At 60.5% G+C, this 24,333-nt stretch carries 30 protein-coding genes, 1 pseudogene and 1 riboswitch; of the genes and pseudogenes, 24 read left to right on the top strand and 7 right to left on the bottom strand.

The annotated features are described in order from the left end of the window. Positions 1-16 precede the first annotated feature (16 nt). Both DUT91_RS05630 and DUT91_RS05635 read right to left on the bottom strand, forming a co-directional pair. Positions 17-1,648, bottom strand: coding sequence for an alpha-D-glucose phosphate-specific phosphoglucomutase (locus DUT91_RS05630; RefSeq protein ID WP_114439662.1), 1,632 nt, complete (start codon positions 1,646-1,648; stop codon positions 17-19). 246 nt (positions 1,649-1,894) lie between these two features. Then, positions 1,895-3,202, bottom strand: coding sequence for an ROK family transcriptional regulator (locus tag DUT91_RS05635; protein WP_114439374.1), 1,308 nt, complete (start codon positions 3,200-3,202; stop codon positions 1,895-1,897). A gap of 397 nt (positions 3,203-3,599) precedes the next feature. Here DUT91_RS05635 and DUT91_RS05640 point away from each other — a divergent pair, with 397 nt between their 5' ends. From DUT91_RS05640 to DUT91_RS05680, 9 genes are all read left to right on the top strand, one after another. Then, a complete protein-coding gene (locus DUT91_RS05640) occupies positions 3,600-4,622 on the top strand; it encodes a sugar ABC transporter substrate-binding protein (protein WP_114439375.1) in 1,023 nt (340 codons plus the stop codon). An 80-nt stretch (positions 4,623-4,702) separates the two neighbouring features. Next, positions 4,703-5,785, top strand: a complete 1,083-nt coding sequence (locus tag DUT91_RS05645; protein WP_114439376.1) for an ABC transporter permease — start codon at positions 4,703-4,705, stop codon at positions 5,783-5,785. Next, entirely contained in the window at positions 5,782-6,570 is a 789-nt protein-coding gene (locus DUT91_RS05650; protein ID WP_114439377.1) for an ATP-binding cassette domain-containing protein, read from the top strand. Before DUT91_RS05645 ends, DUT91_RS05650 begins: the two co-directional genes overlap by 4 nt. Before the next feature lie 18 nt (positions 6,571-6,588). Beyond that, positions 6,589-7,218: a nucleoside/nucleotide kinase family protein gene (locus DUT91_RS05655; protein WP_114439378.1), complete on the top strand. Its 630-nt coding sequence runs from the start codon at positions 6,589-6,591 to the stop codon at positions 7,216-7,218. Between the two features lie 66 nt (positions 7,219-7,284). Beyond that, positions 7,285-8,106, top strand: coding sequence for an urease accessory protein UreD (locus tag DUT91_RS05660; RefSeq protein ID WP_245419566.1), 822 nt, complete (start codon positions 7,285-7,287; stop codon positions 8,104-8,106). Positions 8,107-8,122: 16 nt separating this feature from the next. After that, on the top strand, positions 8,123-8,425 hold the full coding sequence (locus tag DUT91_RS05665; RefSeq protein WP_114439380.1) for an urease subunit gamma: 303 nt from the start codon (positions 8,123-8,125) through the stop codon (positions 8,423-8,425). Between the two features lie 10 nt (positions 8,426-8,435). Continuing rightward, the gene (locus DUT91_RS05670; protein ID WP_114439381.1) at positions 8,436-8,681 is read left to right on the top strand and encodes a DUF1272 domain-containing protein; all 246 of its coding nucleotides are present in this window, start codon (positions 8,436-8,438) and stop codon (positions 8,679-8,681) included. 43 nt (positions 8,682-8,724) lie between these two features. Further along, positions 8,725-9,417 carry a HupE/UreJ family protein gene (locus DUT91_RS05675; RefSeq protein WP_114439663.1) on the top strand — a complete coding sequence of 231 codons (693 nt, stop codon included), beginning with the start codon at positions 8,725-8,727 and terminating at the stop codon, positions 9,415-9,417. A gap of 22 nt (positions 9,418-9,439) precedes the next feature. Then, complete coding sequence (locus DUT91_RS05680; RefSeq protein ID WP_114439382.1) at positions 9,440-9,745, top strand: urease subunit beta; 306 nt, start codon at positions 9,440-9,442, stop codon at positions 9,743-9,745. Between the two features lie 101 nt (positions 9,746-9,846). On the opposite strand, the gene DUT91_RS05685 is transcribed toward DUT91_RS05680, so the two are convergent. After that, positions 9,847-10,233: a hypothetical protein gene (locus DUT91_RS05685; protein WP_114439383.1), complete on the bottom strand. Its 387-nt coding sequence runs from the start codon at positions 10,231-10,233 to the stop codon at positions 9,847-9,849. 203 nt (positions 10,234-10,436) lie between these two features. Here DUT91_RS05685 and ureC point away from each other — a divergent pair, with 203 nt between their 5' ends. The 13 genes and pseudogenes from ureC to DUT91_RS05750 all read left to right on the top strand — a co-directional run bounded on the left by ureC (position 10,437) and on the right by DUT91_RS05750 (position 19,109). Continuing rightward, complete coding sequence (ureC, locus tag DUT91_RS05690) at positions 10,437-12,152, top strand: urease subunit alpha (RefSeq protein ID WP_114439384.1); 1,716 nt, start codon at positions 10,437-10,439, stop codon at positions 12,150-12,152. 174 nt (positions 12,153-12,326) lie between these two features. Next, positions 12,327-12,869 (top strand): peroxiredoxin, encoded by a 543-nt coding sequence (locus tag DUT91_RS05695; protein WP_114439385.1) that lies wholly within the window; start codon positions 12,327-12,329, stop codon positions 12,867-12,869. 65 nt (positions 12,870-12,934) lie between these two features. Next, the gene (locus DUT91_RS05700; protein ID WP_114439386.1) at positions 12,935-13,444 is read left to right on the top strand and encodes an urease accessory protein UreE; all 510 of its coding nucleotides are present in this window, start codon (positions 12,935-12,937) and stop codon (positions 13,442-13,444) included. Then, positions 13,377-14,111, top strand: coding sequence for an urease accessory protein UreF (locus tag DUT91_RS05705; protein WP_114439387.1), 735 nt, complete (start codon positions 13,377-13,379; stop codon positions 14,109-14,111). Before DUT91_RS05700 ends, DUT91_RS05705 begins: the two co-directional genes overlap by 68 nt. After that, a complete protein-coding gene (gene ureG, locus DUT91_RS05710) occupies positions 14,108-14,731 on the top strand; it encodes an urease accessory protein UreG (protein ID WP_114439388.1) in 624 nt (207 codons plus the stop codon). The genes DUT91_RS05705 and ureG overlap by 4 nt, the downstream gene beginning before the upstream one ends. Before the next feature lie 136 nt (positions 14,732-14,867). Continuing rightward, the gene (locus DUT91_RS05715) at positions 14,868-15,059 is read left to right on the top strand and encodes a ribbon-helix-helix domain-containing protein (RefSeq protein WP_114439389.1); all 192 of its coding nucleotides are present in this window, start codon (positions 14,868-14,870) and stop codon (positions 15,057-15,059) included. 1 nt (position 15,060) lies between these two features. After that, positions 15,061-15,282 (top strand): hypothetical protein, encoded by a 222-nt coding sequence (locus DUT91_RS05720; protein ID WP_147272159.1) that lies wholly within the window; start codon positions 15,061-15,063, stop codon positions 15,280-15,282. Between the two features lie 55 nt (positions 15,283-15,337). Then, a complete protein-coding gene (locus DUT91_RS05725) occupies positions 15,338-15,685 on the top strand; it encodes a DUF3088 domain-containing protein (protein WP_114439391.1) in 348 nt (115 codons plus the stop codon). Between the two features lie 82 nt (positions 15,686-15,767). Then, a complete protein-coding gene (locus DUT91_RS05730; protein WP_114439392.1) occupies positions 15,768-15,956 on the top strand; it encodes a hypothetical protein in 189 nt (62 codons plus the stop codon). A 186-nt stretch (positions 15,957-16,142) separates the two neighbouring features. Further along, a pseudogene (locus DUT91_RS05735) lies at positions 16,143-16,586 on the top strand (transglycosylase SLT domain-containing protein); the annotation flags it as partial. 43 nt (positions 16,587-16,629) lie between these two features. Then, on the top strand, positions 16,630-17,517 hold the full coding sequence (locus DUT91_RS05740) for a DMT family transporter (RefSeq protein WP_114439394.1): 888 nt from the start codon (positions 16,630-16,632) through the stop codon (positions 17,515-17,517). 132 nt (positions 17,518-17,649) lie between these two features. Further along, positions 17,650-18,306, top strand: a complete 657-nt coding sequence (trhA, locus tag DUT91_RS05745; protein ID WP_114439395.1) for a PAQR family membrane homeostasis protein TrhA — start codon at positions 17,650-17,652, stop codon at positions 18,304-18,306. A gap of 86 nt (positions 18,307-18,392) precedes the next feature. Continuing rightward, positions 18,393-19,109 (top strand): L,D-transpeptidase, encoded by a 717-nt coding sequence (locus DUT91_RS05750; protein ID WP_114439396.1) that lies wholly within the window; start codon positions 18,393-18,395, stop codon positions 19,107-19,109. Here the strand turns inward: DUT91_RS05750 and DUT91_RS05755 are convergent. The 4 genes from DUT91_RS05755 to DUT91_RS05770 all read right to left on the bottom strand — a co-directional run bounded on the left by DUT91_RS05755 (position 19,067) and on the right by DUT91_RS05770 (position 22,985). Continuing rightward, the gene (locus tag DUT91_RS05755) at positions 19,067-19,522 is read right to left on the bottom strand and encodes a hypothetical protein (RefSeq protein WP_114439397.1); all 456 of its coding nucleotides are present in this window, start codon (positions 19,520-19,522) and stop codon (positions 19,067-19,069) included. The genes DUT91_RS05750 and DUT91_RS05755 overlap by 43 nt on opposite strands. A 63-nt stretch (positions 19,523-19,585) precedes the next feature. After that, a complete protein-coding gene (locus tag DUT91_RS05760; protein WP_114439398.1) occupies positions 19,586-19,975 on the bottom strand; it encodes a DUF930 domain-containing protein in 390 nt (129 codons plus the stop codon). Positions 19,976-20,098: 123 nt separating this feature from the next. Then, positions 20,099-21,262 carry a GGDEF domain-containing protein gene (locus tag DUT91_RS05765; protein WP_114439399.1) on the bottom strand — a complete coding sequence of 388 codons (1,164 nt, stop codon included), beginning with the start codon at positions 21,260-21,262 and terminating at the stop codon, positions 20,099-20,101. 442 nt (positions 21,263-21,704) lie between these two features. Next, on the bottom strand, positions 21,705-22,985 hold the full coding sequence (locus tag DUT91_RS05770) for a D-amino acid dehydrogenase (RefSeq protein WP_114439400.1): 1,281 nt from the start codon (positions 22,983-22,985) through the stop codon (positions 21,705-21,707). A gap of 236 nt (positions 22,986-23,221) precedes the next feature. After that, a riboswitch (glycine riboswitch) is annotated at positions 23,222-23,309 on the bottom strand. Between the two features lie 187 nt (positions 23,310-23,496). Between DUT91_RS05770 and DUT91_RS05775 the strand changes: the two genes are divergently transcribed. After that, positions 23,497-23,733 (top strand): Lrp/AsnC ligand binding domain-containing protein, encoded by a 237-nt coding sequence (locus tag DUT91_RS05775; RefSeq protein WP_114439401.1) that lies wholly within the window; start codon positions 23,497-23,499, stop codon positions 23,731-23,733. Positions 23,734-23,920: 187 nt separating this feature from the next. Beyond that, positions 23,921-24,295 carry a response regulator gene (locus DUT91_RS05780; protein WP_114439402.1) on the top strand — a complete coding sequence of 125 codons (375 nt, stop codon included), beginning with the start codon at positions 23,921-23,923 and terminating at the stop codon, positions 24,293-24,295. The last annotated feature ends 38 nt before the right edge of the window (positions 24,296-24,333 follow it).

The following is a 24,333-nucleotide window of genomic DNA, read 5'->3' on the forward strand; positions in this document are numbered from 1 at the left end:
CAAGCCCCCTCCCCGATCACGTAATCACGCTAGGCTTGTCGCGGCCGGTATAGGCTTCGATCGGCGCGATTTCGTGTGATGCCCTGATCAAATCGGCCAGGGCTGCCTGCGTGTCGAGACCGTGGCGCGCGGGGTCGGGCTCGAAGCGCTCGATATAGACGCGGATCGTGGCGCCCGAAGTGCCGGTGCCGGACAGGCGGAAGACGAGGCGCGAGCCGCCCTCGAAGAAGATGCGGATACCTTGATGCTTGCTGACGGAATGATCGACCGGATCGTGATAGGCGAAATCATCCGCCTTGGTGACGGTCAGGTCCCCAAATGACGTGCCCGGCATGTTCGCGAGCTTCTCGCGCAATTCTGTGATTAGCCTGTTGGCCGCGGCGGCATCGACTTCCTCGTAATCGTGGCGGGAATAATAGTTGCGGCCATAGGTCTTCCAATGCCCGACCACGATATCCCTGACGCTCTCCCGGCGCACTGCGAGAATATTCAGCCAGAGCAGCACTGCCCATAGCCCGTCCTTCTCGCGGACATGGTTCGATCCCGTGCCCGAGCTTTCCTCACCGCAGATCGTCGCCATATCAGCGTCGAGCAGGTTACCGAAGAATTTCCAACCGGTCGGCGTCTCATACATGCCGATACCGAGTTTCTCGGCCACCCGGTCGGCAGCGCCGCTGGTCGGCATGGAGCGGGCGATTCCCTTCAACCCGCTGCTATAGCCGGGAACCAGATGCGCGTTGGCGGCGAGAATGGCGAGCGAATCCGACGGCGTGACGAAAATGCCCCTGCCGATGATCAGGTTGCGGTCGCCGTCGCCATCGGATGCCGCGCCGAAATCCGGCGCATCCGCCGACATCATCAGATCGTAAAGACCCTTGGCATAGACCAGATTGGGATCGGGGTGGTGGCCGCCGAAATCGGTTAGCGGCACGAAATTGATGACGCTTCCGTCGGGCGCGCCCAGGCGGCGCTCGAAGATCTCCTTGGCATAGGGGCCGGTGACGGCATGCATGGCGTCGAAACGCAAGGTGAAACCGGATTGCAGCAGCGCGCGGAGCGCATCGAAATCGAACAACGTCTCCATCATCTCGGCATAATCGGCAACGGGATCGATCACCTCGACGATCATGTCGCCGAGTGTCTTGTTCCCGATGGCGTCGATGTCGATATCGCCCTCATCCAGGATCAGGTAGCGATCGATGATCTTCGAGCGGGCGAAGATCGCTTCGGTGATCTTTTCCGGCGCAGGGCCGCCATTGCCGATATTGTACTTGATGCCGAAATCCTCCTTCGGTCCGCCGGGATTGTGGCTTGCCGAAAGAATGAGGCCGCCGAACGCCTTATATTTGCGGATGAGATGCGAGGCGGCGGGCGTCGAGAGAATGCCGCCCTGGCCGACCATGATCTTGCCGAAACCATTGGCGGCGGCGATCTTCAGCACCTTCTGGATGACTTCGCGGTTGTAATACCGCCCGTCGCCGCCGAGCACCAGCGTCTTACCCTTGAAGCCCTCGAGCGAATCGAACACCGACTGGATAAAATTTTCCGCGTAGTTGGGCTGCTGGAATTCAGGCACCTTCTTGCGCAGGCCCGAAGTGCCGGGCTTCTGGTCGTCATAAGGCTTGGTGGCAATGGTCAGAACAGTCATGCGGACCCCTGGTTGGAAATTTCTCAGCGCGAAAAAGCTATGCCGGATATCACCGGTTTCCATGCCGGTTGTGCGACACAATAGATCAAGTTTGTTGTTTGCGAATAACAATTCGTGCGGAAGGCGAGCCCGCTTCCGCCATGGCGACGGAAAGGATGAGGGTCTCTACCATTCCTCACCGTCTCCATTGTCCCGGCGGTGCAACATGACTCGAGCATCCAGCCTTCCAGTCAAGGAAGAACCAACCTAAACCGCATCCTTGAACAGGACGTTCTGGTCGAAGAGATAGCGATTGAAGAGCGGCAGGCTGGCGGCGCCCACGGCCTTTGCATGAACGCCGACCTTGCCCTCGACGATTTCGGGCGCGGAAATGCCCTGGAGGTCGAGCCCGGCGATCTCGAGTCGCGTTGCCTCGACGATGCGGTGGCGCACGGAAACGGGGAGCCAGCCATCGATGATGGCGGCGGAAAAATCGATGACCGAGGCGGCGGCGACGGTGGCATGCGCGAGATTGCGGGCGGTGAGTGCTATCCATTCATCGACGGGCGCGCCGAAATCATCCCAGTTTTCCGGCGACAGCCAGAGACCCGACGTATCGTCGCCGCGCTCCTGCAGCATGCGCTCCAGCACAAAAACCGAAGCGGCATCAATCAGCTGTCGCGGCTTGTCCTTCCCGCCCGGATCGGACCCGCGAACCGGCCTGGGGACTGGCCCCGGAACCGGCATCGAGCCGACCGCGCCGGCATTGCCGGTCCGACCGGCATAAAGCGCGTTGTTGAGCACCACGCCGCCGCCGATGAAGGAGCCGATGAAGAAATAGACGAAATCAGTGAAATCGGGGCCGCGCCCGAAGGTCAGTTCGGCTCCGCATGCGGCGGTGGCGTCATTTTGCATGAAGACCGGATAAGGGAAATGTGCCGCGAATTCGCGGACGAGATCGGCCTGGCGCCAGGCGTCGAGATCGGCCTGTGGCGCGCCGACTTCCTCCACCCAGTTCCACAATTCGAAGGGGACGGCGATGCCGAGCCCGGCAATGCGGCGGCGCTGCGCCGCATCGAGAGAGGCGTTGAAACGGCTGATTCCATCGAGGGTGAATTGCCTGATGGCATCGGGAACAGGCCAGCGATAGGTCTCGTGGAGGCGCATCCGGATATTGCCGAGGAAATCCATCAGGATCAGTTCGGCGCTACGCCGGCCGATCTTCAGCCCAAAGGAGAAAACGCCTTCTGCGGCAAGACGCATCGGCGTCGAAGGCTGCCCCACCCGGCCGCGCACGCGTTCGCCGCGCGTCAGGAGCCCATCCTCCTCCAATCCCCGCATGATGACGGAGACGGTCTGCGCGGAAAGTCCAGTCAGCCGCGCTATATCGGCACGTGGCAGCGCGCCGTGGCGGCGGACGAGGGAGAGGACGAGGCGCTCATTATAGGCGCGCACGCCCGTCTGGTTCGATCCGCGGCTAATGGCGAGGCTGTGCTCGACTGCATATTCCGGCTTGAACCCACTGGTGCGAGCTCCCACGGCGGGCTTCTCTTCTTTTCCCCTATCTGCAGTCATGATCTATCCTGAACCGCCAGTCGTATTTTCAAGCTTTCCGCTTCCGAAACGAAACACTCCAATATTTCAAAGTGTTAAACTGATTCGTACGGCGTTGGGGCACGCCACCAGGCAGCATACCCTTCATCGAGCTTCGCATAGAGGATTAATAAATCAAGCGGATTTATTTATTGACAGATCCCTCTTTCGCATGTTTCCCTCATGACGAATGTGCTGGCATTTGGATCAAATGTTCGATCACGAGGCTGGCGTATTTAGTGTATGATTGCCTGAAAACGGCCAGACCGCTGCGGCAGGATCATGCGCTGAACCAGGGCGGGTAATGCGTCAAATCGAGCATATCGGCCCATAACTCATTCAAAGCCGGCCCATTACCGGCATATTCCGGGAGGAATTCATGAAGAAGATGATTCTATCGTCGGCTTTCGCCGCCTTTGCGCTCGGCGTGGCCGCCATGCCTGCCAATGCCGCCGATGTCGGCGCCTGCCTCATCACCAAGACCGACACCAATCCCTTCTTCGTCAAGATGAAGGAAGGCGCGCTGGCCAAGGCAAAGGAACTGGGCGTCAACCTCAAGACCTATGCGGGCAAGATCGACGGCGACAGCGAAAGCCAGATGGCTGCCATCGAGACCTGCATTGCCGATGGCGCCAAGGGTATCCTGATCACCGCTTCCGACACCAAGGGCATCGTGCCGAGCCTGCAGAAGGCACGCGACGCCGGCATCCTTGTGATTGCTCTCGACACGCCGCTCGAACCGGCTGACGCCGCCGACGCCACATTCGCCACGGACAATTTCCTTGCCGGCGAACTGGTCGGCAAATGGGCCGCCGCCACGCTCGGCGACAAGGCCAAGGACGCCAAGGTCGCATTCCTCAACCTGACGGCGGCGCAGCCGAGCGTCGATGTGCTGCGCGACCAGGGCTTCGACAAGGGCTTCGGTATCGATCCGAAGGACGAGACGAAGCTTGGTGACGAAGACGATGCGCGCATTGTCGGCCGCGACCTGACGGATGGAAACGAGGAAGGCGGCCGCCGCGCCATGGAAAACCTTCTGCAGAAAGATCCGGAAATCAATGTCGTCCACACCATCAACGAGCCGGCGGCAGCTGGCGCGTATGAAGCGCTGAAGGCGCTCGGACGCGAGAAGGATACGCTGATCGTCTCCATCGATGGCGGCTGCCCGGGCGTGAAGAACGTGCAGGAAGGCATCATCGGCGCGACTTCGCAGCAGTATCCGCTGCAGATGGCCGCACTCGGCATCGAGGCGATCAAGAAGTTCGCCGATACGGGCGAAAAGCCAAAGCCGACCGAAGGCAAGGCCTTCGTCGATACGGGCGTGGCGCTGGTCACCGACAAGCCGGTCGAGGGCGTCCCCTCGATCGACACGAAGACCGCACTGGAGAAGTGCTGGGGCTGATCAATCCCAGGGATTGAGCGGGAGACGGCATCGATGCCGTCTCCCGTTTTACGCTACAGCCTGCGTATGAGGAGCTATCCATGACCCAGCCGAAACCGGCATCGACGCCGTCACAGGAATTCGAAAGCGTGCTTTCGGGCAGCGCCCGGGAAGTTGCTTCCTTCGATGGGCCCGGCAAGACGTTCATGCAGCGGGGGCGGGAGTTCCTGCATGGGAACCCGGCCGCGGTGCCGCTCATCGTCCTTCTGGTCTCGCTGGTCGTCTTCGGCGTCCTCGTGGGATCGAAATTTTTCTCCGCCTTCGCGCTGACGCTCATCCTGCAGCAGGTGGCGATCACCGGCATTGTCGCGACGGCGCAGACGCTGGTGATCCTGACGGCGGGCATCGACCTCTCGGTCGGCGCCATCATGGTGCTGTCGTCGGTGGTGATGGGCCAGTTCACGTTCCGCTACGGCCTGCCGGCGGAACTTGCCGTGCTCTGCGGCTTTGCCGTCGGCGGATTGTGCGGCTTCATCAACGGCTTTCTCATAGCCTATGTCAGGCTGCCGCCCTTCATCGTCACGCTCGGCATGTGGCAGGTGATCCTGGCGACGAATTTCCTTTACTCAGCCAACGAGACCATCCGGGCGCAGGATATCAGCGCCGGGGCGCCAATCCTGCAATTCTTCGGGCAGAATGTACGGTTCGGCGGCGCGGTGTTCACCTATGGCGTCATTACATTCGTGGTGCTGGTGATGTTGCTTTGGTATGTCCTCAACCACACCGCATGGGGACGCCATGTCTATGCCATCGGCGACGACCCCGACGCAGCGGAGCTCTCCGGCGTGCGGGTAAAGCCCATCCTGGTCTCTGTCTATGTGCTGAGCGGCATCATCTGCGCGCTCGCCGGCTGGGCGCTCATCGGCCGCCTCGGCTCCGTCTCGCCGACGGCCGGGCAGTTCGCCAATATCGAATCGATCACGGCGGTGGTCATCGGCGGCATCTCGCTGTTCGGCGGCCGAGGCTCGATCCTCGGCACCATGTTCGGCGCGCTGATCGTCGGCGTCTTCGCGCTCGGCCTCAGATTGTGGGGGACCGATCCGCAATGGACCTATCTGATGATCGGGGTTCTCATCATCGCCGCCGTCGCAATCGACCAGTGGATCAGAAAGGCTGCAGCATGAACGCGACCGTGCAACCAATCCTCACCGCCCGCGGCCTGGTCAAGCGCTACGGCCGCGTCACGGCCCTCGACCACGCCGATTTCGATCTCTATCCCGGCGAAATCCTTGCCGTGATCGGCGACAATGGCGCGGGAAAATCGACGCTCATCAAGGCGCTGTCCGGCGCTGTTTCTGCTGACGAGGGTGAGATGCGGCTCGACGGCAAGCCTATCCACTTCCGCTCGCCGATGGACGCGCGGGCGGCGGGCATCGAGACCGTCTACCAGAACCTGGCGCTCTCACCCGCGCTGTCGATAGCCGACAACATGTTTCTCGGGCGCGAGCTCCGCAAGCCTGGCGTGCTGGGAAGCGTGTTCCGCATGCTCGACCGCACGGCCATGGAAAAAACCGCGCGCGAAAAACTTTCCGAGCTCGGGCTGATGACCATTCAGAATATCGGCCAGGCAGTGGAGACGCTTTCAGGCGGGCAGAGGCAGGGGGTGGCGGTGGCGCGCGCCGCCGCCTTCGGCTCCAAGGTCATCATCATGGACGAGCCGACGGCCGCACTCGGCGTCAAGGAATCGCGCCGCGTCCTCGATCTCATCCAGGATGTGAAGGCGCGGGGAATGCCCATCGTGCTCATCTCGCACAACATGCCGCATGTCTTCGAAGTCGCCGACCGCATTCATATCCATCGCCTCGGGCGCAGGCTTGCCGTCATCAAGCCGTCCGATTACACGATGTCGGATGCGGTGGCGCTGATGACCGGCGCCATGAAGCCGCCGACCGAAATGGCTGCGGCCTGATTTCGTTCGAGGGGAACTATGGAGAGTATCAGCCGCGACGATCTGCCGTCGGTTATCCTGTCGCGGCTGAAGGATAATGCGCGCCTTCTGGTCGTGATTGCCGGGCCGCCCGGCGCCGGCAAATCGACGCTTTCGGAGCATCTGCGCGCTGCCTTGAACAAGGGCGGCGACGGGCCATCCGCCATTGTGCCAATGGATGGCTTTCACCTCGACAATGCGATCCTCGACCAGCGGAATTTAAGAAACCGCAAGGGTTCGCCGCCGACGTTCGACTGCGCCGGTTTCGAGATGCTGTTGAAGCGGCTCAGGATGGCGGATGAGGATGTCGTCATTCCGGCCTTCGACCGCACGCTCGACCTTTCGCGCGCCGGCGCTTCGGTGATCGCGGCGCGCCATCGCATCCTGCTCGTCGAGGGCAATTATCTGCTGCTCGATCAGGAGCCGTGGCGCCGCCTCCATCCGCTGTTTGATCTCACCATCTTCCTCGATGTTCCCTTCGCCGAACTGGAACGGCGGCTGATCCAGCGCTGGCTCGACCACGACCATACGCCGGAGGAGGCGCGCAACCGCGCACTGTCCAACGATATTCCCAATGCGGAACTGGTCGTCTCGTCCTCGCGGCCAGCGGATTATGTCGTCAGGGATTAGCGGCTGGCTTCCGCCCCAATTTGCCGCTATTGCCGAAGAATGAGACCAGCGAGCGACATGATGCCCATGGCGGAAACATCCCCCCAGTCCCGTCCGCAACGGGCCTCCGGCGAGGGGCGGCTGTCGCTCAAGAAGGTCGGCGATAAGACGCGGATCGACAGGCTTTTCCAGGAGGGTTCGGCAAAACTGCGCTTTCCGCAGAATCAGGACGGTCATCTCGAGGCGGTGATGATCAACACTTCGGGCGGGCTGACCGGCGGAGACCGGATGGGCTGGCAATTCTCGCTCGGCGAGGATTGCCGCGCAAGCCTGACAACGCAGGCCTGCGAGAAGATCTACAAGGCGAATGAAGGCTCGACCGCGACGGTGGACACGATCATCGACGTGGCAGAGGGAGGGGCGATGGCCTGGCTGCCGCAGGAAACGATCCTCTTCGAACGCTCGGCGCTCCACCGGACGCTGACCGTCAACCTTGCCCCGACGGCGACGGCGCTGATCGCCGAAGCCGTGGTTTTCGGCCGCAAGGCGATGGGCGAGGACATCGACATCGCAACCTTTCGCGATTGCTGGCGCATCAGGCGCGGTGGGACACTGGAACACGCAGAAAACTTTTCCATCGGACCCGACGCAGGCGCGATGCTGGCGCGCCCAGCGCTGCTTGGCGGCAAGCGCGTCTTCGCCACCGTACTGCTCGTCGCGGAGGATTGCGAGCGCACTCTCGACGCCGCGCGCGTGATTGTCGGCAAAGATGGCGGCGTGTCGGCCTGGTCTGGCAAGCTTCTTGCTCGGCTCGTCGACGACGACGCCTATTCTCTCAGGAAAAGGCTGATACCGCTGATTGGTTTGCTCAATAAAAATGCAGAGCTGCCCAAAGTGTGGTCAATATGAAGACAGGGTGTGAAACATGAATCTGACGCCGCGCGAAAAAGACAAGCTTTTGATTTCGATGGCGGCGATGGTGGCGCGCAAGAGGCTGGAACGCGGCGTCAAGCTCAACCATCCCGAAGCTATCGCGCTGATCTCAGATTTCGTGGTCGAGGGCGCGCGCGACGGACGCCCCGTCGCCGAGCTCATGGAAGCGGGCGCCCATGTCATCACGCGCGACCAGGTCATGGAAGGCATCGCCGAGATGATCCATGACGTGCAGGTCGAGGCGACCTTTCCCGATGGCACCAAGCTCGTCACCGTCCACCAGCCGATCCGCTAGGAATACCGTCATGCTCGACCTCAGGCCAAACTGCGAATGCTGCGACCGCGATCTGCCTCCGAATGCTTCCGACGCAATGATGTGCACCTTTGAATGCACCTTTTGCGCCGAATGCGCCGACAGCCGCCTGCAAGGCATCTGCCCGAACTGTCGCGGCAATCTCGTCGCACGTCCGATCCGGCCAGTGGCGATGCTGGTGAAATATCCTGCTTCAGCACAACGCATCGTGAAACCGGAAGGATGTCAGCCGGCCTGATTGCATGCTGTACCGGACCGAAATGCCTTAAAGAGGAATGTTCATGTTCAGAAAATGGATTATCGCCGTGTCGGCGCTCGTCATGGGAACGGCGCCCGCCTTCGCCCATCTCAATCCGGCGGAGCACGGCTCCTTCGCCGCCGGATTTTCGCATCCGCTTTTCGGCGCCGATCACATCCTGGCGATGGTGGCGGTTGGCTTGTGGGCAGCCCTTCTGGCGCATGGGCCCGAAAGCCGAAATCGGTTTTCGGAAAGCACGATGCGCAGTTTCAATATTTACAGCGTCCTTCGCGCGTCCAAGTGGACGCACGGCGCTGTAAGTGGACGCGCACTCTGGCTGGTGCCTGCTGCATTTGTCATAACGATGAGTGCTGGTTTTGCCTTTGCGCTCGCCGGCGCGCCTCTGCCCTTCGTCGAGCCGGTCATTTTGGCCTCGGTCGTAGCCATCGGCCTTTTGGCGGCCATCGCACTCAGGGTTCCGACATCAGCCGCGATGGCCATGGTCGGCTTCTTCGCGCTGTTCCACGGCCATGCCCATGGCGGCGAGATGGGAGCGGCCGGCGCTGCCGCCTATGGTCTCGGCTTCGCGGCTGCGACGGTGCTTCTGCACATCGCCGGCATCGGCATCGGGCTCGGGCTGCCGCGCCTGTTTGGCAACGATATGGGCCGGGTCGTCGCGCGCCTGGCAGGTGGCGCAACGGCGCTCGCCGGCCTCTGGCTTGCGGTAGCTGGCTGATGAGCGCGGCAGGAGACAAGGCATGATCCCGGGCGAAATCATCACCGCCAACGGCGAGATCGAACTCAACGCCGGTGCGCCGACCGTCACGCTCAAGGTCGCCAATACGGGCGACCGGCCCGTGCAGGTCGGATCGCACTATCATTTCTTCGAAACCAATGAAGGCCTCGTCTTCGACCGCGAAAAGGCGCGCGGCATGCGGCTCGACATCGCGGCCGGCACTGCCGTCCGCTTTGAGCCGGGACAGGAGCGCGATGTGACGCTGGTGCCGCTTTCAGGCGGACGCAGCGTCTACGGCTTCCGCCAGCAGGTCATGGGCAAGCTGTGACTGCATCGACCATATCCCATAGCGACTTCATCTTGAGCCGCGGCGGCGATTTCCCCGCCGGGGCCGATGGTCGCGGGAGATGGCCACCTGCACCGAAGGCGTCAGCTCGCCTTCTTGGTCACCAGCGTCAGCGTTCCGTCATTGTCCACATTGGCGGCAATGACCTGGGCCGAGGTCACGCCCTTTTCCTTCAGCGCGGCGGTGATCTGTGGCGTGGCGTCGATGGAACTGCGCAAGGCCTTGAGGTCTTCGTCGCCGGTCTTGGCGACCGCGGCATTGACCTGTTCCTGTGTGGGGGCCGGCAGTTCGCTGATATCGACGATGGCAACGCGCTTGATGCCGGGGCTTGCGGGCTGGGTCTCGCTTGGGGCGGGCGTGGCAGCCGGAGCCTGCGCGGCCGGAGGTGTCTGCTGGGCCTGCGCGGCGGTCGCGAGAGGCAGTGCAGCGAACGCCGCCAGGGCAGTCATCTTGATCGTCATCCTGCGCATGCTGTTTCCTTTCCGTTGACATTTGGATCGGTCGCTTCCTCGAGAAATCGCAGCGACCGGCGGTCTTTCGGTAACGTCCATACCCCACACGATGAATTCGTTCTGAGACGGTCACTCCTCGGGTTTTTCCGTGGCCATACCATGGCAGGAAGAAGGCCGGCGGGTTCCGCTAGATGTGAGCCGCAATACGCAAGGAGCCGTTGATGCCCGCCAGGATTACACGATCAGCCTATGCCCAAATGTTCGGTCCGACGACGGGCGACAAGGTGCGGCTCGCCGATACCGAACTCTTCATCGAGGTGGAGAAGGATTTCACCGTCTATGGCGAGGAGGTGAAGTTCGGCGGCGGCAAGGTGATCCGCGACGGCATGGGCCAGAGCCAGGTGGCGCGGGCCGACGGCGCTGTCGATACGGTCATCACCAATGCGCTGGTTGTCGATGTATCAGGCATCTACAAGGCCGATATCGGCCTGAAGGACGGGCGGATCGCCGCGATCGGCAAGGCCGGCAACCCCGATACCCAGCCCGGCGTCACCATCATCGTCGGCCCCGGCACGGAGGCCATCGCCGGCGAAGGCAAGATCCTTACCGCCGGCGGCTTCGACGCGCATATCCACTTCATCTGCCCGCAGCAGATCGAGGAGGCGCTGATGTCCGGCGTCACCACCATGCTCGGCGGCGGGACGGGCCCGGCGCACGGCACGCTGGCGACTACCTGCACCCCCGGCCCATGGCATCTGGGCCGCATGATCCAGTCCTTCGACACTATCCCTATGAATATCGGCCTTTCCGGCAAGGGCAATGCCTCGCTGCCGAAGGCGCTGGAGGAAATGGTGCTGGGCGGCGCCTGCGCGCTGAAGCTGCATGAGGATTGGGGCACGACACCCGCCGCGATAGACAACTGCCTTTCGGTCGCCGATGCCTATGACATCCAGGTGATGATCCACACCGACACGCTGAACGAAAGCGGGTTCGTCGAGGATACTGTCGCCGCCTTCAAGGGCCGCACCATCCATGCCTTCCACACCGAGGGCGCAGGCGGCGGCCATGCGCCCGATATCATCAAGGTATGCGGCCTGCCGAACGTCATCCCCTCCTCGACCAATCCGACACGGCCCTATACGCGCAACACCATCGCCGAGCATCTCGACATGCTGATGGTCTGCCATCATCTCTCGCCGTCGATCCCGGAAGATGTCGCATTCGCCGAAAGCCGCATCCGCAAGGAAACGATCGCGGCGGAAGACATCTTGCACGATATCGGCGCGTTCTCGATCATCTCCTCGGACAGCCAAGCGATGGGCCGCGTCGGCGAAGTGCTGATCCGCACCTGGCAGACGGCCGACAAGATGAAGCGGCAGCGCGGCGCGTTGCCGGAGGACAGGGGCAGCGGCAACGACAATTTCCGCGTGAAGCGCTATATCGCCAAATATACGATCAATCCCGCCATCGCGCAGGGGATTTCCGCCCATATCGGTTCGATCGAAGTGGGCAAGCGCGCCGATCTGGTGTTGTGGAACCCGGCCTTCTTCGGCGTCAAGCCCGACATGGTGCTGCTCGGCGGCTCCATCGTCGCGGCACCCATGGGCGATCCCAATGCCTCGATCCCGACGCCGCAGCCGGTGCATTACCGCTACATGTTCGGCGCCTATGGCAAGAATGTGAGCCAATCCTCGGTGACCTTCGTCAGCCGCGCCTCGCTCGATGCTGGGCTCAAGGCAAAGCTCGGCGTCGACAAGGAAATGGTCGCCGTCGAGAATACGCGCAGCGGCATCTCCAAGGCATCGATGGTGCATAATTCAGCTACGCCGCATATCGAGGTCGACCCCGAGACCTACGAGGTGCGGGCCGATGGGGAACTGCTCACCTGTGAGCCGGCGACTGTCCTGCCGATGGCGCAGCGGTATTTCCTGTTCTAGCCGCCACGGCTAGAAGCTGTGAGGATTTTGCAATCCAAGCCTTTCCTTCGCAGTTGCAGCATGGTTTATTCGCCGCGCCTCGGCGCCGTCCTCCGAACGCCGAACCAAGTATCAGCAGTGAGGCTTGCCCGCCCTCCCCGGGCATGGCCGATTATCGATTACGAAGGAACTACCATGACCGTGAGAAAAGTGCCCGATGTCACCTTCCGCACCCGCGTGCGCGACGAGAGCATCGAGGGCCCGAATCCCTATCGTTGGGAAGACAAGACGACGGCCGATTATTTCGGCGGCAAGCGGGTCGTCCTGTTCTCCCTCCCGGGCGCCTTCACTCCCACTTGCTCGACCTTCCAGCTTCCCGATTTCGAGAAGCTCTACGAGGAGTTCAAGGCGGAAGGCATCGACGAGATCTACTGCATCTCCGTCAACGACGCCTTCGTCATGAATGCATGGGGCAAGGCGCAGGGCCTGAAGAACGTCAAGCTCATCCCGGATGGATCGGGCGAGTTCACCCGCAAGATCGGTATGCTCGTGGCCAAGGACAATCTCGGCTTCGGCATGCGCTCGTGGCGCTATGCGGCCGTCATCAACAATGGCATCGTGGAACAATGGTTCGAGGAGGAAGGCTTCTCCGACAATTGCGAAACCGATCCCTACGGCGTTTCCTCGCCGCAGAACATCCTTGCCAATCTGAAGGCAGGCGAGGCGGTCGCCGCCTGAATGGTATAGTTCCCCGATCGCGTCCGCGCGGTCGGGGTCATCGCTCCAGCCCAAGGTGAACCAACATGATCCGCGCCCTTTCCCACGACCATGCCGGCCACTACCAGGGCACGCCCTTCGATACGGTCACACTTGCGCATGACGAACGGCACCTGCGCCGCAAGGTGCTGACGCTTGCGCAGGGCGACAAGGTGCTCGTCGATTTCCCCGAGCCGGTCGCGTTTCGCCATGGCGACGTGCTGGTGCTGGAGGACGGACGGCTGGTCGAGATCATCGCGGCGGAAGAAGCGCTTTACGAGATCGTCCCGCGCGACCGGCTGCATCTCACCGAACTCGCCTGGCATCTCGGTAACCGGCATCTCGCCGCGCAGATCGAGGAAGGCCGTATCGTCATCCTGCGCGACCACGTCATCAAGGCGATGCTGGAGGGACTTGGCGCGGCGGTGAACGAGATCGCCGAGCCTTTCCACCCGGTGCGCGGGGCTTATCACGGCCATTCGCATGACCATGGTCACGAGCATGTCGGGCATGGCCATGGACACCACCACGATCACGCCCATCACCACCATGACTGAGGCAACGTCCGGCCAGGCGCTGATTCGTCTCCTGACATGGCTCTCGCCCGCCTTTCCCGTTGGCGCCTTTTCCTACAGCCACGGGCTCGAACGGGCGATCCATGACGGGCTGATCTGCAACCGGGAGACACTGGCCGAATGGCTGACCGATCTTCTCCGCCATGGTTCGGGCTGGAACGACGCGGTGCTTTTTGCCGAAAGCTTCAGGCAGGCGCTGGCCGATGATGGCGCGCCGGACGAGGTCGCGGGGCTTGCCGAAGCGCTGGCCGGATCGTGTGAGCGACACATGGAAACCATGCTGCAGGGCAGCGCCTTCCTGAAAGCTGCCGCCGCATGGCCGAACCCGATCCTGCAGCAACTCACGGGCGATGTCGCCTATCCCGTTGCGGTCGGGGCGGTTGCAGGCGCCCATGGCGTCGGGCTCGAGGCGGCACTCGCCGCCTATCTGCACGCCTTCGCCTCCAATCTCATCCAGGGCGCCGTCAGGCTCGTGCCACTCGGCCAGAGCGACGGCGTGGCGACGCTCGCCACGCTCGAACCCACGATTCTTGAACTGGCCGCGCATGCGGCCGGGTCGACGCTCGACGATCTCGGTTCCGCCGCGATCCTGTCCGATATCATGGCCATGCAACACGAGACGCAATATTCAAGGGTTTTCCGATCATGAAATCATCCAACGGTCCGCTCCGCGTCGGTATCGGCGGCCCTGTCGGCTCAGGCAAAACGACGGTCACCGAAATGCTGTGCAAGGCGCTGCGCGAGCGCTATTCGATCGCTGTGGTTACGAACGACATCTACACCAAGGAGGACGCGCTGATCCTCAGCCGGCTGCAGGCCCTGCCCGAGGACAGGATCGTCGGCGTCGAGACCGGCGGTTGCCCTCACACGGCTATTCGCGAGGATGCGACGATCAACCTCCAGGCCATAGCCCAGATGAACAAGCGCCATCCCGATCTCGATATCGTTTTCATCGAATCGGGCGGCGACAATCTGGCCGCGACCTTTTCGCCCGATCTGGCCGACCTGACGATCTATGTGATTTCAGTGTGCCAGGGCGAGAAGATCCCGCGCAAGGGGGGGCCTGGAATCACGCGTTCCGATCTGCTCATCATCAACAAGAAGGACCTCGCGCCTTATGTCGGCGCGGACCTCGACGTGATGGACAGCGACACGAAACACCAGCGCGGCGCGAAGCCCTATGTCTTCACCGACATGCTGCGCCGCGACGGGCTCGATAAGGTCGTGGCCTTCATCGAGGCGGCCGGTGGGCTTGGAGCGGCCGCCTGAGAACGGCGTCGCGCCCTGTCTCATCAACATTGGCCCGATTGCCGGAATGGGGTATTTTATGGAACAATCGCGGTAACAGATAATTGTTGCCATGATTCCATTGCATTGAAGGGCGATTCTGGAGGAAAAGCTGCGGATGAGTACTTATCTTCCCCAAGATCTGCAGGACGCGCTCGAACGCTTCATTGCCAGCAAACACGGTGCCGTCAACAAGTCTGAGGCCATCGCCATGATCCTGCGGGACTGGCTGCTGAAGCAAGGCTATCTCCCAACCAAGCCGGAAGAAGGCATGCCGCCCGAAGACCTCAACGCCACCAATGACGATTGATATGGCGGGCGATCTGAACAACAGGCCGCCGGAGCTCCTGCCTGCCTCGGCGCTCGGCAAGCGGCTTGCGATCCTGCTGGCGCTGGCGTTCGCCCTGCTTCTGCTCCTCGCATGGATGACCATCGCGCTCCTCGACCCGACAGGAGGCCTTGCCATCGACCCGCTGACATTCACCGCAACCAATGTGGAACAGATCAGTATCCTCCTGCCCCGCCTGCTTTAGCATATTCTGATATTCAGGCGTCTCGATCTCCAACTCAACATCCTTGCGAGCTCATATGAACCGAGACCGGCTGTTTCTGCTTCAACCAGGCTTCGAAGACCCGGCCTATCCCGGCAAGCGCTTCTATTGCTGGCACTGCGCTCTCATGGAGGGCGTGCTGGCATCTTTTCCGCAATTGGCGCAACGGCTCGATGTGGAGCGTATTCCATGGCCGCGGCCAAGACTGGAGGTTGTTTCCCTGGTCGGCGAGGATAACCAGTCGCTTCCCCTGCTGGTATTGGCCGATGGACAGACATCGGTGCACCAGACCGGCATCCATGCCGGGCGCGCCTTCGTTTCGGACAAGGACGCGATTCTTGCCGTGCTTTCCGAACGCCATGGTTTTCCCGATCCGCACCCGTGAACGCGCAGCATCATAAAAATCCCGACTTTCGCGCGGACCATCAAACATGCTAGGACCAACCCAAGAATGAGAGGAAAGCTCCATGGCATTCGAAGATATCAAGGCGGAGATCGCGCTTCTTTTCCAGGAAATGGTCAACCAGCCCAAGGATGCGCATGAAATCCGCGAAGCCTTGCGCGGGAAGCTGAACGAGCTGAAAGCCAACGGCATGCCCTTGCCGGACGATCTGGTGGCGCTCGAAAAGCAGATCGAAGCCGATTTCGATTCCTGATGCGGTTACATCCGTCTTTCGTTCTGTTTTATGTGTGAGGAGACGCCATTGTCTTCCCTCCGCAATCTTTTGACAGCGATCGCACTCTGCTCGCTTGGCCTGTCGGCGTGCACCACAACGGAAAACAAGCTGACACAGTCCGGCGCGACCCAGAAAGCAGAGGCTTCCGCGCCCGAAACCAAGAGCGGCGTCGATGCGTTGATCGCCGGGTACGCGGCGTCCTACAAGGTGCCGGAAGCGCTGGTCCGGCGCGTCGTGGCGCGTGAAAGCAGGTTCAACCCCTCGGCGCGCAACGGCGCACTTTGGGGCCTGATGCAGATAAGGCATGATACCGCGCGGGTCATGGGATATTCGGGCCCGGCGCGCGGTCTGCTCGATGCGGAAACCAATCTCAAATACGGCGTAAAATATCTGGCGGGCGCTTATCTCGTTGCAGGCGGCAATGAGGCGCAGGCCGTACGGCTTTATTCGCGCGGCTATTATTACGACGCCAAGCGCAAAGGGCTGCTCGAGGAAACCGGGCTGAAGCCGCAGGCATTTACGGCAGAGCCACCGATGTCCGCCGCGATTCCGTTGCCGATGCAGGCTCCGCGGGAAAACATCAGCGTTCCGGCTGCGACCAATCAATGAATTTCACTTGTCGGGCAATTGTCGCTTTGGCAATTGGAGGGACATGAAACCGCAACCCTCGATCTTCAAAGCTGCCCTGTGGATGGCCGGCTGGCTTTCCCTGATGCTGGTCACGGCGGTTGCCGGGCGCGAGACGACGCGGGAGCTCGACGTTTTCCAGGTGATGCTGATGCGCTCCGTCATCGGCTTTGTCATGCTCTACCCGCTGGTCCATGCCAGCGGCGGGCTGGCCGCGATGAAGACCGCGCGGCCCATCGCCCATATCGGCCGAAACGTCGTGCACTATACCGGGCAATATCTGTGGCTCTGTGCGCTGACGCTGATCCCGCTCGCGCAGCTCATCGCCATCGAATTCACCATGCCGATCTGGACGGCGATCCTCGCCGTTCTCTTTCTCGGCGAGCGAATGAACATCTGGAAGAACGCCTCGATTGTTCTCGGCCTCATCGGCGTCGCCATCATCGTGCGGCCAGGTGCGGGCGAGATCAACCCGGGCCAACTCTATGCGCTTGCCTCCTCAGTCGGCTTCGCCATCTCCGTGGTAATGGTCAAATCACTCACCCGGACGGAAAGCGTCGTCAAGATCATCTTCTGGATGCTGGTCGTGCAATCGCTGATAGGGCTCATACCTGCGATTCCGGTCTGGCAATGGCCTTCGGCGCAGGTCTGGCCCTGGATATTCGTCATCGCTTTCGCCGGCACGTTCTCGCATTATTGCATGGCGCGGGCGATGCTTTACGCCGATGCGACCGTGGTAGTGCCGATGGATTTCCTGCGCGTGCCACTTACCGCATTGGCCGGATGGCTTATCTATTCCGAACGCGTCGATACGATCACCGTGCTCGGCGCCGCACTCATCCTCGCCGGAAACATGCTCAATCTGAAGAATGCGGGAACGGCGCGCATCCGCCCGGAATCCGCAAACACCTGACTCAGCAATTTCGCCACCGCTGGGCCGTACATCCAATTGACAAATTTCCCGTTTATCCTTTCCTCATGGAATAGGATTTATCATTGCCGGGGCGTGATCCGCGATGGATGATGAGAAAGACGAGAGTTTAGGATGGCCGACAGATTGCCGCGGCAGTTTCGCTGGAATTACGATATCGCCGAATTGTGGGCCGACGGCGTCGTCCATGTCGTCGGTGTGATCTTCGCCGTCATCGGCGCCGTCATCCTGATTGCTTTTTCCATCAATGCGGATCCGCCTGTCCTGTCGGTTGCGGCGATCGTCTATGCCTCAAGTCTCGTCGCGGCAATCAGCGTCTCGGCGATCTATAATATCTGGCCGGTGACGCCGACGAAATGGTTCCTGCGCCGCTTCGACCATGCGATGATCTATCTGCTGATCGCCGGGACCTACACGCCCTTCACGATCAAGATGGGCCCGCAATCATGGCCGTTGCTGGCGGCGATCTGGACGATCGCCATCATCGGCATCTTGTTGAAGCTGTTCCTGCCCGGGCGTTTCGACCGCCTCTCGATCCTTCTCTATCTCGCGCTCGGATGGAGCGGCGTCCTGGTCTATGACGCGATGACCACATCGCTCTCCCCGACTGTCGTTCGGCTCATCGCAGCCGGCGGGATCGTCTATTCGCTCGGCGTGATTTTCCATGTCTGGGAGCGCCTGCGATTCCAGAACGCGATCTGGCATGGCTTTGTCGTTACCGGCGCAGCCCTGCATTATTGCGCGGTGTTTTATTCGATTTCTATGTCATAGCGGGCCGTTCGCAGCTTAACGCTTCATCAACCATAAATGCCGCAATGTCGCCCCCATCGCTTTCTCCTGGGGCCGTTGGGACATCCATGTCGAATCAATCAGATCATTTGAACCGCCGCACGCTTCTTCTCGGGGCCGGCGCTGTAGCGCTTTCTGGTGCGACAGGGTGCTCGCAGACCATGGATATGTCTGCCTTCCAGATGAATATCGACCCCATATCGACGGGGGCGATTCGCCCGCAGATCAGCGTCGACAAGGCGGTGACGACACCCGACGTGATGTATGCTGCGGTGCAGGAGGGACCCTTCTCACTTCCGGCGGTCCCCTATCAAAAGGTGCCCAAGCAGTTTCGTCGCCAGATCGTTCCCGATCCCACGGGCGAGGCGCCCGGCACCCTCGTCGTCAGCCTCAAGGACCGCTACCTCTATCTGGTGCAGCCCGGCGGCGATGCGATCCGCTATGGCGTCGGCATCGGCAAGGACGGCTTCCTGTGGACCGGCCGCGCCAACATCCAGTACAAGAAGATGTGGCCGCGCTGGACGCCGCCGCCGGAAATGATCCAGCGCAAGCCCGAACTGGTCAAGTACCGCACGGGCATGGAAGGCGGGGTGGATAATCCGCTCGGCGCGCGCGCGCTCTATATCTTCAGGGACGGCGTGGATACCGGCTATCGCATCCATGGTTCGCCGGAATGGTGGTCTATCGGCCAGTCGATGTCGTCAGGCTGCGTGCGCCTGATCAACCAGGACATCATCGATCTCTATAACAGGGTCCCCGGCAAGGCGCCTGTTGTGGTGGGCTGAGCCAGCGGCTCCGTCCGGCCGCGCCTGTATAAGGTGCTGCTGCATGAATAGCGGACCTCGTAATACGGATCCACCACGAGCGTGATGTCGCGGCTCTCGCATTTTCGCCCCGTGCTCGCCAGATATTCCTCGGCCGCGTCGCGGGAGACGACCGGCGGCGTTGCACCGATCCCGGAGCCGAGCGACAGTCCCTTGATGAAGCCATCGGTCGCCGATGAACTGATACTGGGCCCGATCATCAGGCGCTCTTCCCGGCGATTGTCTACGATACGATAAGTGGTCCCGTCCTTCGCCCGATATTCCACAGAAGGCTGGCCAGCATATTTTTGCGAGACGTAGTTGATCCCCGCGCATCCGGCAAGCGCGGCGACAACCGGCACGGCGATCGGAATGAGAAAAAGCGCGATTTTCATGATGACGTCCGGAAAGGCAGTTGCAACATGTTGGAATATGAGTGCCCGATGTCGTTGCTCAACTCACGGCACCAGATAATGTTGCGGCCATTCCCTTTCCGGAATGACGCTGCCGATCGCGAACTGGAATGACAGCACCTTTATATGGTCGGGAGAGGTCTTGCAGTTGAAGGAAAGGTGAAACCATTTGCCGGCACTGCGAAATGCCGCCCCTGATGCGCGGATGGAATCGGGGCCGACGACGGGCTCGGCAAAGGCATAGGCGAGCACCTTATCGGGCGAAAACCGGGAGGGATTGGCCCGAATACGCTCCATTGCCTCCACATCGCAACGCTGTTCGAGACGTGTTGCCGGATCGAGTTTCATAAGCTGCGCGGTGACCGAGCTTCCCATTGCCAATCCGGGCAGGACCATCCACACGAGAACGAACGGTGCGGCGAGCAAAGCCTTCATCTCAATTTTTCACATCTGTTTGTCGGAAGATTGCCGTGCTTATATCAGCGACGAATGGGACCAGAATAAGAATCGGCGAGGAGATATCAGGGGAAAATTCCCGGTGGCCAAAGTCTCCTGCGATCAGGCGGCGATGCCTTCGGCATAGGTGCGGTTCCGCCCGGCTTTCTTGGCCGCATAGAGTATCTCGTCGGCGCGCTTGGCCGCGGTCCATAGATCCTCGTTCTTGCGAAATTTGGTGACGCCCAGACTGCAGGTAACGATCTGGTTCGGATCCATCTGGTCGAAATGCCGGTTCTGGATCGCCTTCCGGATGCGCTCGGCGAAGACATAGGCGTTCTCCACCGTCATGCCCGGCAGCACGACAACGAATTCCTCGCCTCCGATACGTGCAACGAGATCGGTGGAACGGACTGATTTCATGAGTATCCGGGCACAATCCACCAGCACCGCATCCCCCACGGCATGGCCATAGGTGTCGTTGATGCTCTTGAAATAATCCAGATCGCAGACGATGACGCTCACCGCCGTCTGGCTGCCCTTCGCCAGGAGCCGCGAAATATAGGTATCCAGTCCCCTGCGGTTCAAAGTGCCGGTAAGGGGATCCGTATCGCGTTCGCCGCGTAATGCGATGATGATATCGGCGCCGGAAACGGTAAGCAGCCCAAGGCCGACGACAGCGCCGAGGACGGCAACGGAGACCTTGCTCCAAACCCAGAAGCTGCTCGCGGCGAAACTGTCGAGCGGGTCAACGTGGGGCAAATTTTCGACCGAACCGACAGTCAAAAGCGTGCGCAGGAAGAAATGCAGCGCCAAGGCGATCACTAGCCAGAAAAGGATGCGGTCCGGGACGGTCCCGTGCCTGAGGAAACGGGCTCGCACAGCGAGGGCCAGGAATATGGCGCCCATCCCGAAATTCAGGAGATAAATCCGAACGACCAGATTGTTGTCGACATACTGGAAATAGGACAGCGGAATGAGGATGGCTAAAAATGCGCTGGCGTAAAACGATACGGAGAGGCTTTCGCCTGATCTCGCCAGAATGCCCTTCACCAGAAGCAGGCAACCAGCGATGTATAGCGAGCCTGAAATGACGGCATTCAATCCCGCATCGGGTGGCAGATGCGCGATCTGCGAAAGCAGTGCCATGCCGAAAACCAGGAACGACGCCGCGTAGAACAGCAGGAAATCGCCTTTCCGGTCGAACATGGACATCCTGCAGGTGCTCCAGATGCCGCCGAACACGAGGGCAAAGAGCGCCAGCAATGCGGATGGGACGAATGTCATCGTTTCGTACACGCGAAAATACCATGAGCCGCGGCACGGGAACCTGCACAGATAGCCTGTGGCCTGGATATTCCATACCCGGTAAAATGGGAACTACACATCGTGGACTGCCGTAGGAAATGAGGCACAGGATCACAGATATCGCTTATAATTGCACTTTGCATTAATTGTGCGGCACTGTGCCTTCCCCCTATGTGGATATTTACTGAATAAGACATTTCTCAATCAATATTGCGTGACGATATTCATTCCTGACAATCGACGACATATCCATGGGAAATTAAAACATGCCACCGCAAAGCATAATATATGAATCCGTACCCCGTAAGTTCAATAGTTGCACGCGCCCTTGTCCAATTCGGACACGCATATGCAAAAAGGCCGGGAAATAATTCCCGGCCTTTAGTGTTTTTACTGAGGAAAGCCGCTTAGGGCGCACCGATTATTCCGCTGCGATCTGGAAAACCGGTCGGGCCCGGCCTTCCACAGGCAGGGCGGAGGCGACATGGCCCGCGACGATTTCCGCCGTCGCCGCTGAAAGGGTCCAGCCGAGATGGCCGTGGCCGGTATTGTAGAAGACGCGGGAGCGCTTGCCCGGTCCGACGCGGGGCAGCATATCAGGCATCATCGGGCGCAGGCCGGCCCAGGGAACGATGCTCGATGTGTTCATGCCGGGAAACAGGTTGGTGCTCCAGTCGACGAGCGGCTTGATGCGGTCGTAGCGGATATCGCGATTTTCGCCATTGAATTCCGCCGTGCCGGCAACGCGCATGCGGCCCGCGCCGAGGCGGCTCGTGACGATCTTGGCGTCGTCGTCGAGCAGGCTCACCCAGGGGGCAGCCTCCTGGCTCTGGCGGTCGTTCAGGTTGATGGTGATCGAATAGCCCTTCACCGGATATATGTTGACCCGGTCGCCGAGTTGCGCGGCGAATTTGCGGCTTCCCACACCGGCGCACACGACAATGCCGTCAAAACGCGTCTTTTCGGTTTTCGCGCCCTCACCCTCGGGTGTGACCTCAGCCCACTCGACGGCAACGCCGTCCTCGGCATGCGTCAGATGCCGCACATCGGCGTCGGTGATGATGGTGACGCCCCGGCGCTGGCAGGCATCCGCCAGGCCGCGGGTGAATTTATGAATGTCGCCGGTGGAATCCGAGGGGGTGAAGAAGCCGCCGTAGAGCTGTCCGGTCAGCGCCGGTTCGATTTTGCGGATATCGGAGGCAGCAACGGGATTGCGCTCCAATCCACCCGCCGCCAGCAATTTGTTGACGCGCGCCGCATGGTCGTAGCCCTGTCTGGTGCGATAGATGTGGAGGATGCCGCGGCGCTCCAGATCGAAATCGATCTTTTCCTCTTCGGCGATGGCAAAAAGGTGTTTGCGTGCTTCGATTGCCAGCCTTGTGGTTGCGATGGTGTTCTTTTCATAGCCGGGGATGTTCATCACGAACTCGGCCATCCACGAATATTTATGCCAGGACGGCATGGGGTTCATCAGCAGCGGCGCATCCTTGCGGAACATCCACTTGATGCCCTTGAGCACGGTCGACCAGCTATTCCAGACCTCGGCATTGGAAACGGATAGCTGTCCGCCATTGGCGAACGAGGTTTCCATCGCCGCATAGCGGTTGCGGTCGAAGACGGTCACGTCATAGCCCTGGCGGGAGAGCGAATAAGCGGTTGTAATGCCGGTAATACCAGCTCCGATAACGGCAATGCGGGTCATTCTTCAGTTCCTTGCGACAGCGGGTTTCTGCATTGCTGCCCATCCGGGCAACACGAAACCCCATCTGTCACGGAACCTGAGAGCTTAGCCCGGAGCGGAAGGCCAGGTGTTCGTCACCTATGTTCCAACCGCTATATTCCGATCAGCCTCCTCCAGGAAGGCGTCAACGGATGGGCTTTTCTCCTTCGGTGGGCGCCACATCGGATAGGATGCAGAACGCCACTCTCCAGATGTTCAAAACCATTCTGGTCCTTTTGCCTGAGAGTTTCCGGGGCGGTTGCTCCGTCGGCGCCGGATTTTACCGGTCTCTCCCAGATGGTCTAGCGAACGCTCCAATCATATCGCAGTCGCGAAGGCGGTACAACTCCTTTGACGCCGGGACGACAATTTGATTGCTAATTGCGACACATATCACGCGCTGTGGTAAACGCGCCAAGCCCGAGCCTTGATTTCAAGGCCGCAACGGTGTTTTGGTTCGCCTGTTCGACAGGTTCCGGAAATGGAGAATGAGATGAAGCCGGTTTTTCTGCAGTTGCAGTGCGCTCCAGGCAAGACCTATGAGGTTGCTGACGCGCTGTTCGAGCGCGAGATCGTCTCGGAACTTTATTCCACGAGCGGGGAATTCGATCTCCTGATGAAGATCTATATAGAAGAAGACAAGGACATCGGAAAGTTCATCAATGAAAACATTCTCAATATATCAGGAATTGTTCGCTCGTTGACAACACTTACCTTTACTGCTTTCTGACAATCCTCTTTCATTGCTTGATTAATCCTTTTTAACGATTGATTTACCACAACTACCTCATATTAGAGCAATTGCGGAACCTCGGCTCGTGGTACGCATTGTTTGTGCGAGCGCGCCTGAAAATTAGCGTCGCATCGGTTGGGACGAACTAAATGGCGAATGTCGTTTCGCCGGCTAGGTAAGTATAATGGACAATCTGGAGAGCAAACGGGTGCTCGTCGTCGAGGACGAGGTTTTCGTCGCGCTCGATATGGCGGCCACGATCGAGGATGCGAACGGAACAGTTGTCGGGCCCGTCTCCACCATCCGCCAGGCTTTGAGCCTTCTTAGGGACAATGAGGTCGATGCGGCGATTCTCGATGTCAACCTGCCCGACGGCGATATCGAGCCTGTGGTGGCTGCTCTTTCCGACAGGCACGTCTTCATGGTGATCTATACCGGCGGGGGCCTGCCGGATGAACTCGCAAAGCGCTATCCGGAACTGACTGTCTTCCATAAGCCGACGCCGCCCTCGGTGCTCACCCACACCGTCGCCACCGCGCTGATGCATCACACCGTATAATCTCGGCCCAAGCATCGGCTCTTGCAAGTAGCGGAGGA

The sequence above is a fragment of the Paramesorhizobium salinisoli genome, assembly GCF_003335045.1.
Lineage (GTDB): Bacteria > Pseudomonadota > Alphaproteobacteria > Rhizobiales > Rhizobiaceae > Paramesorhizobium > Paramesorhizobium salinisoli.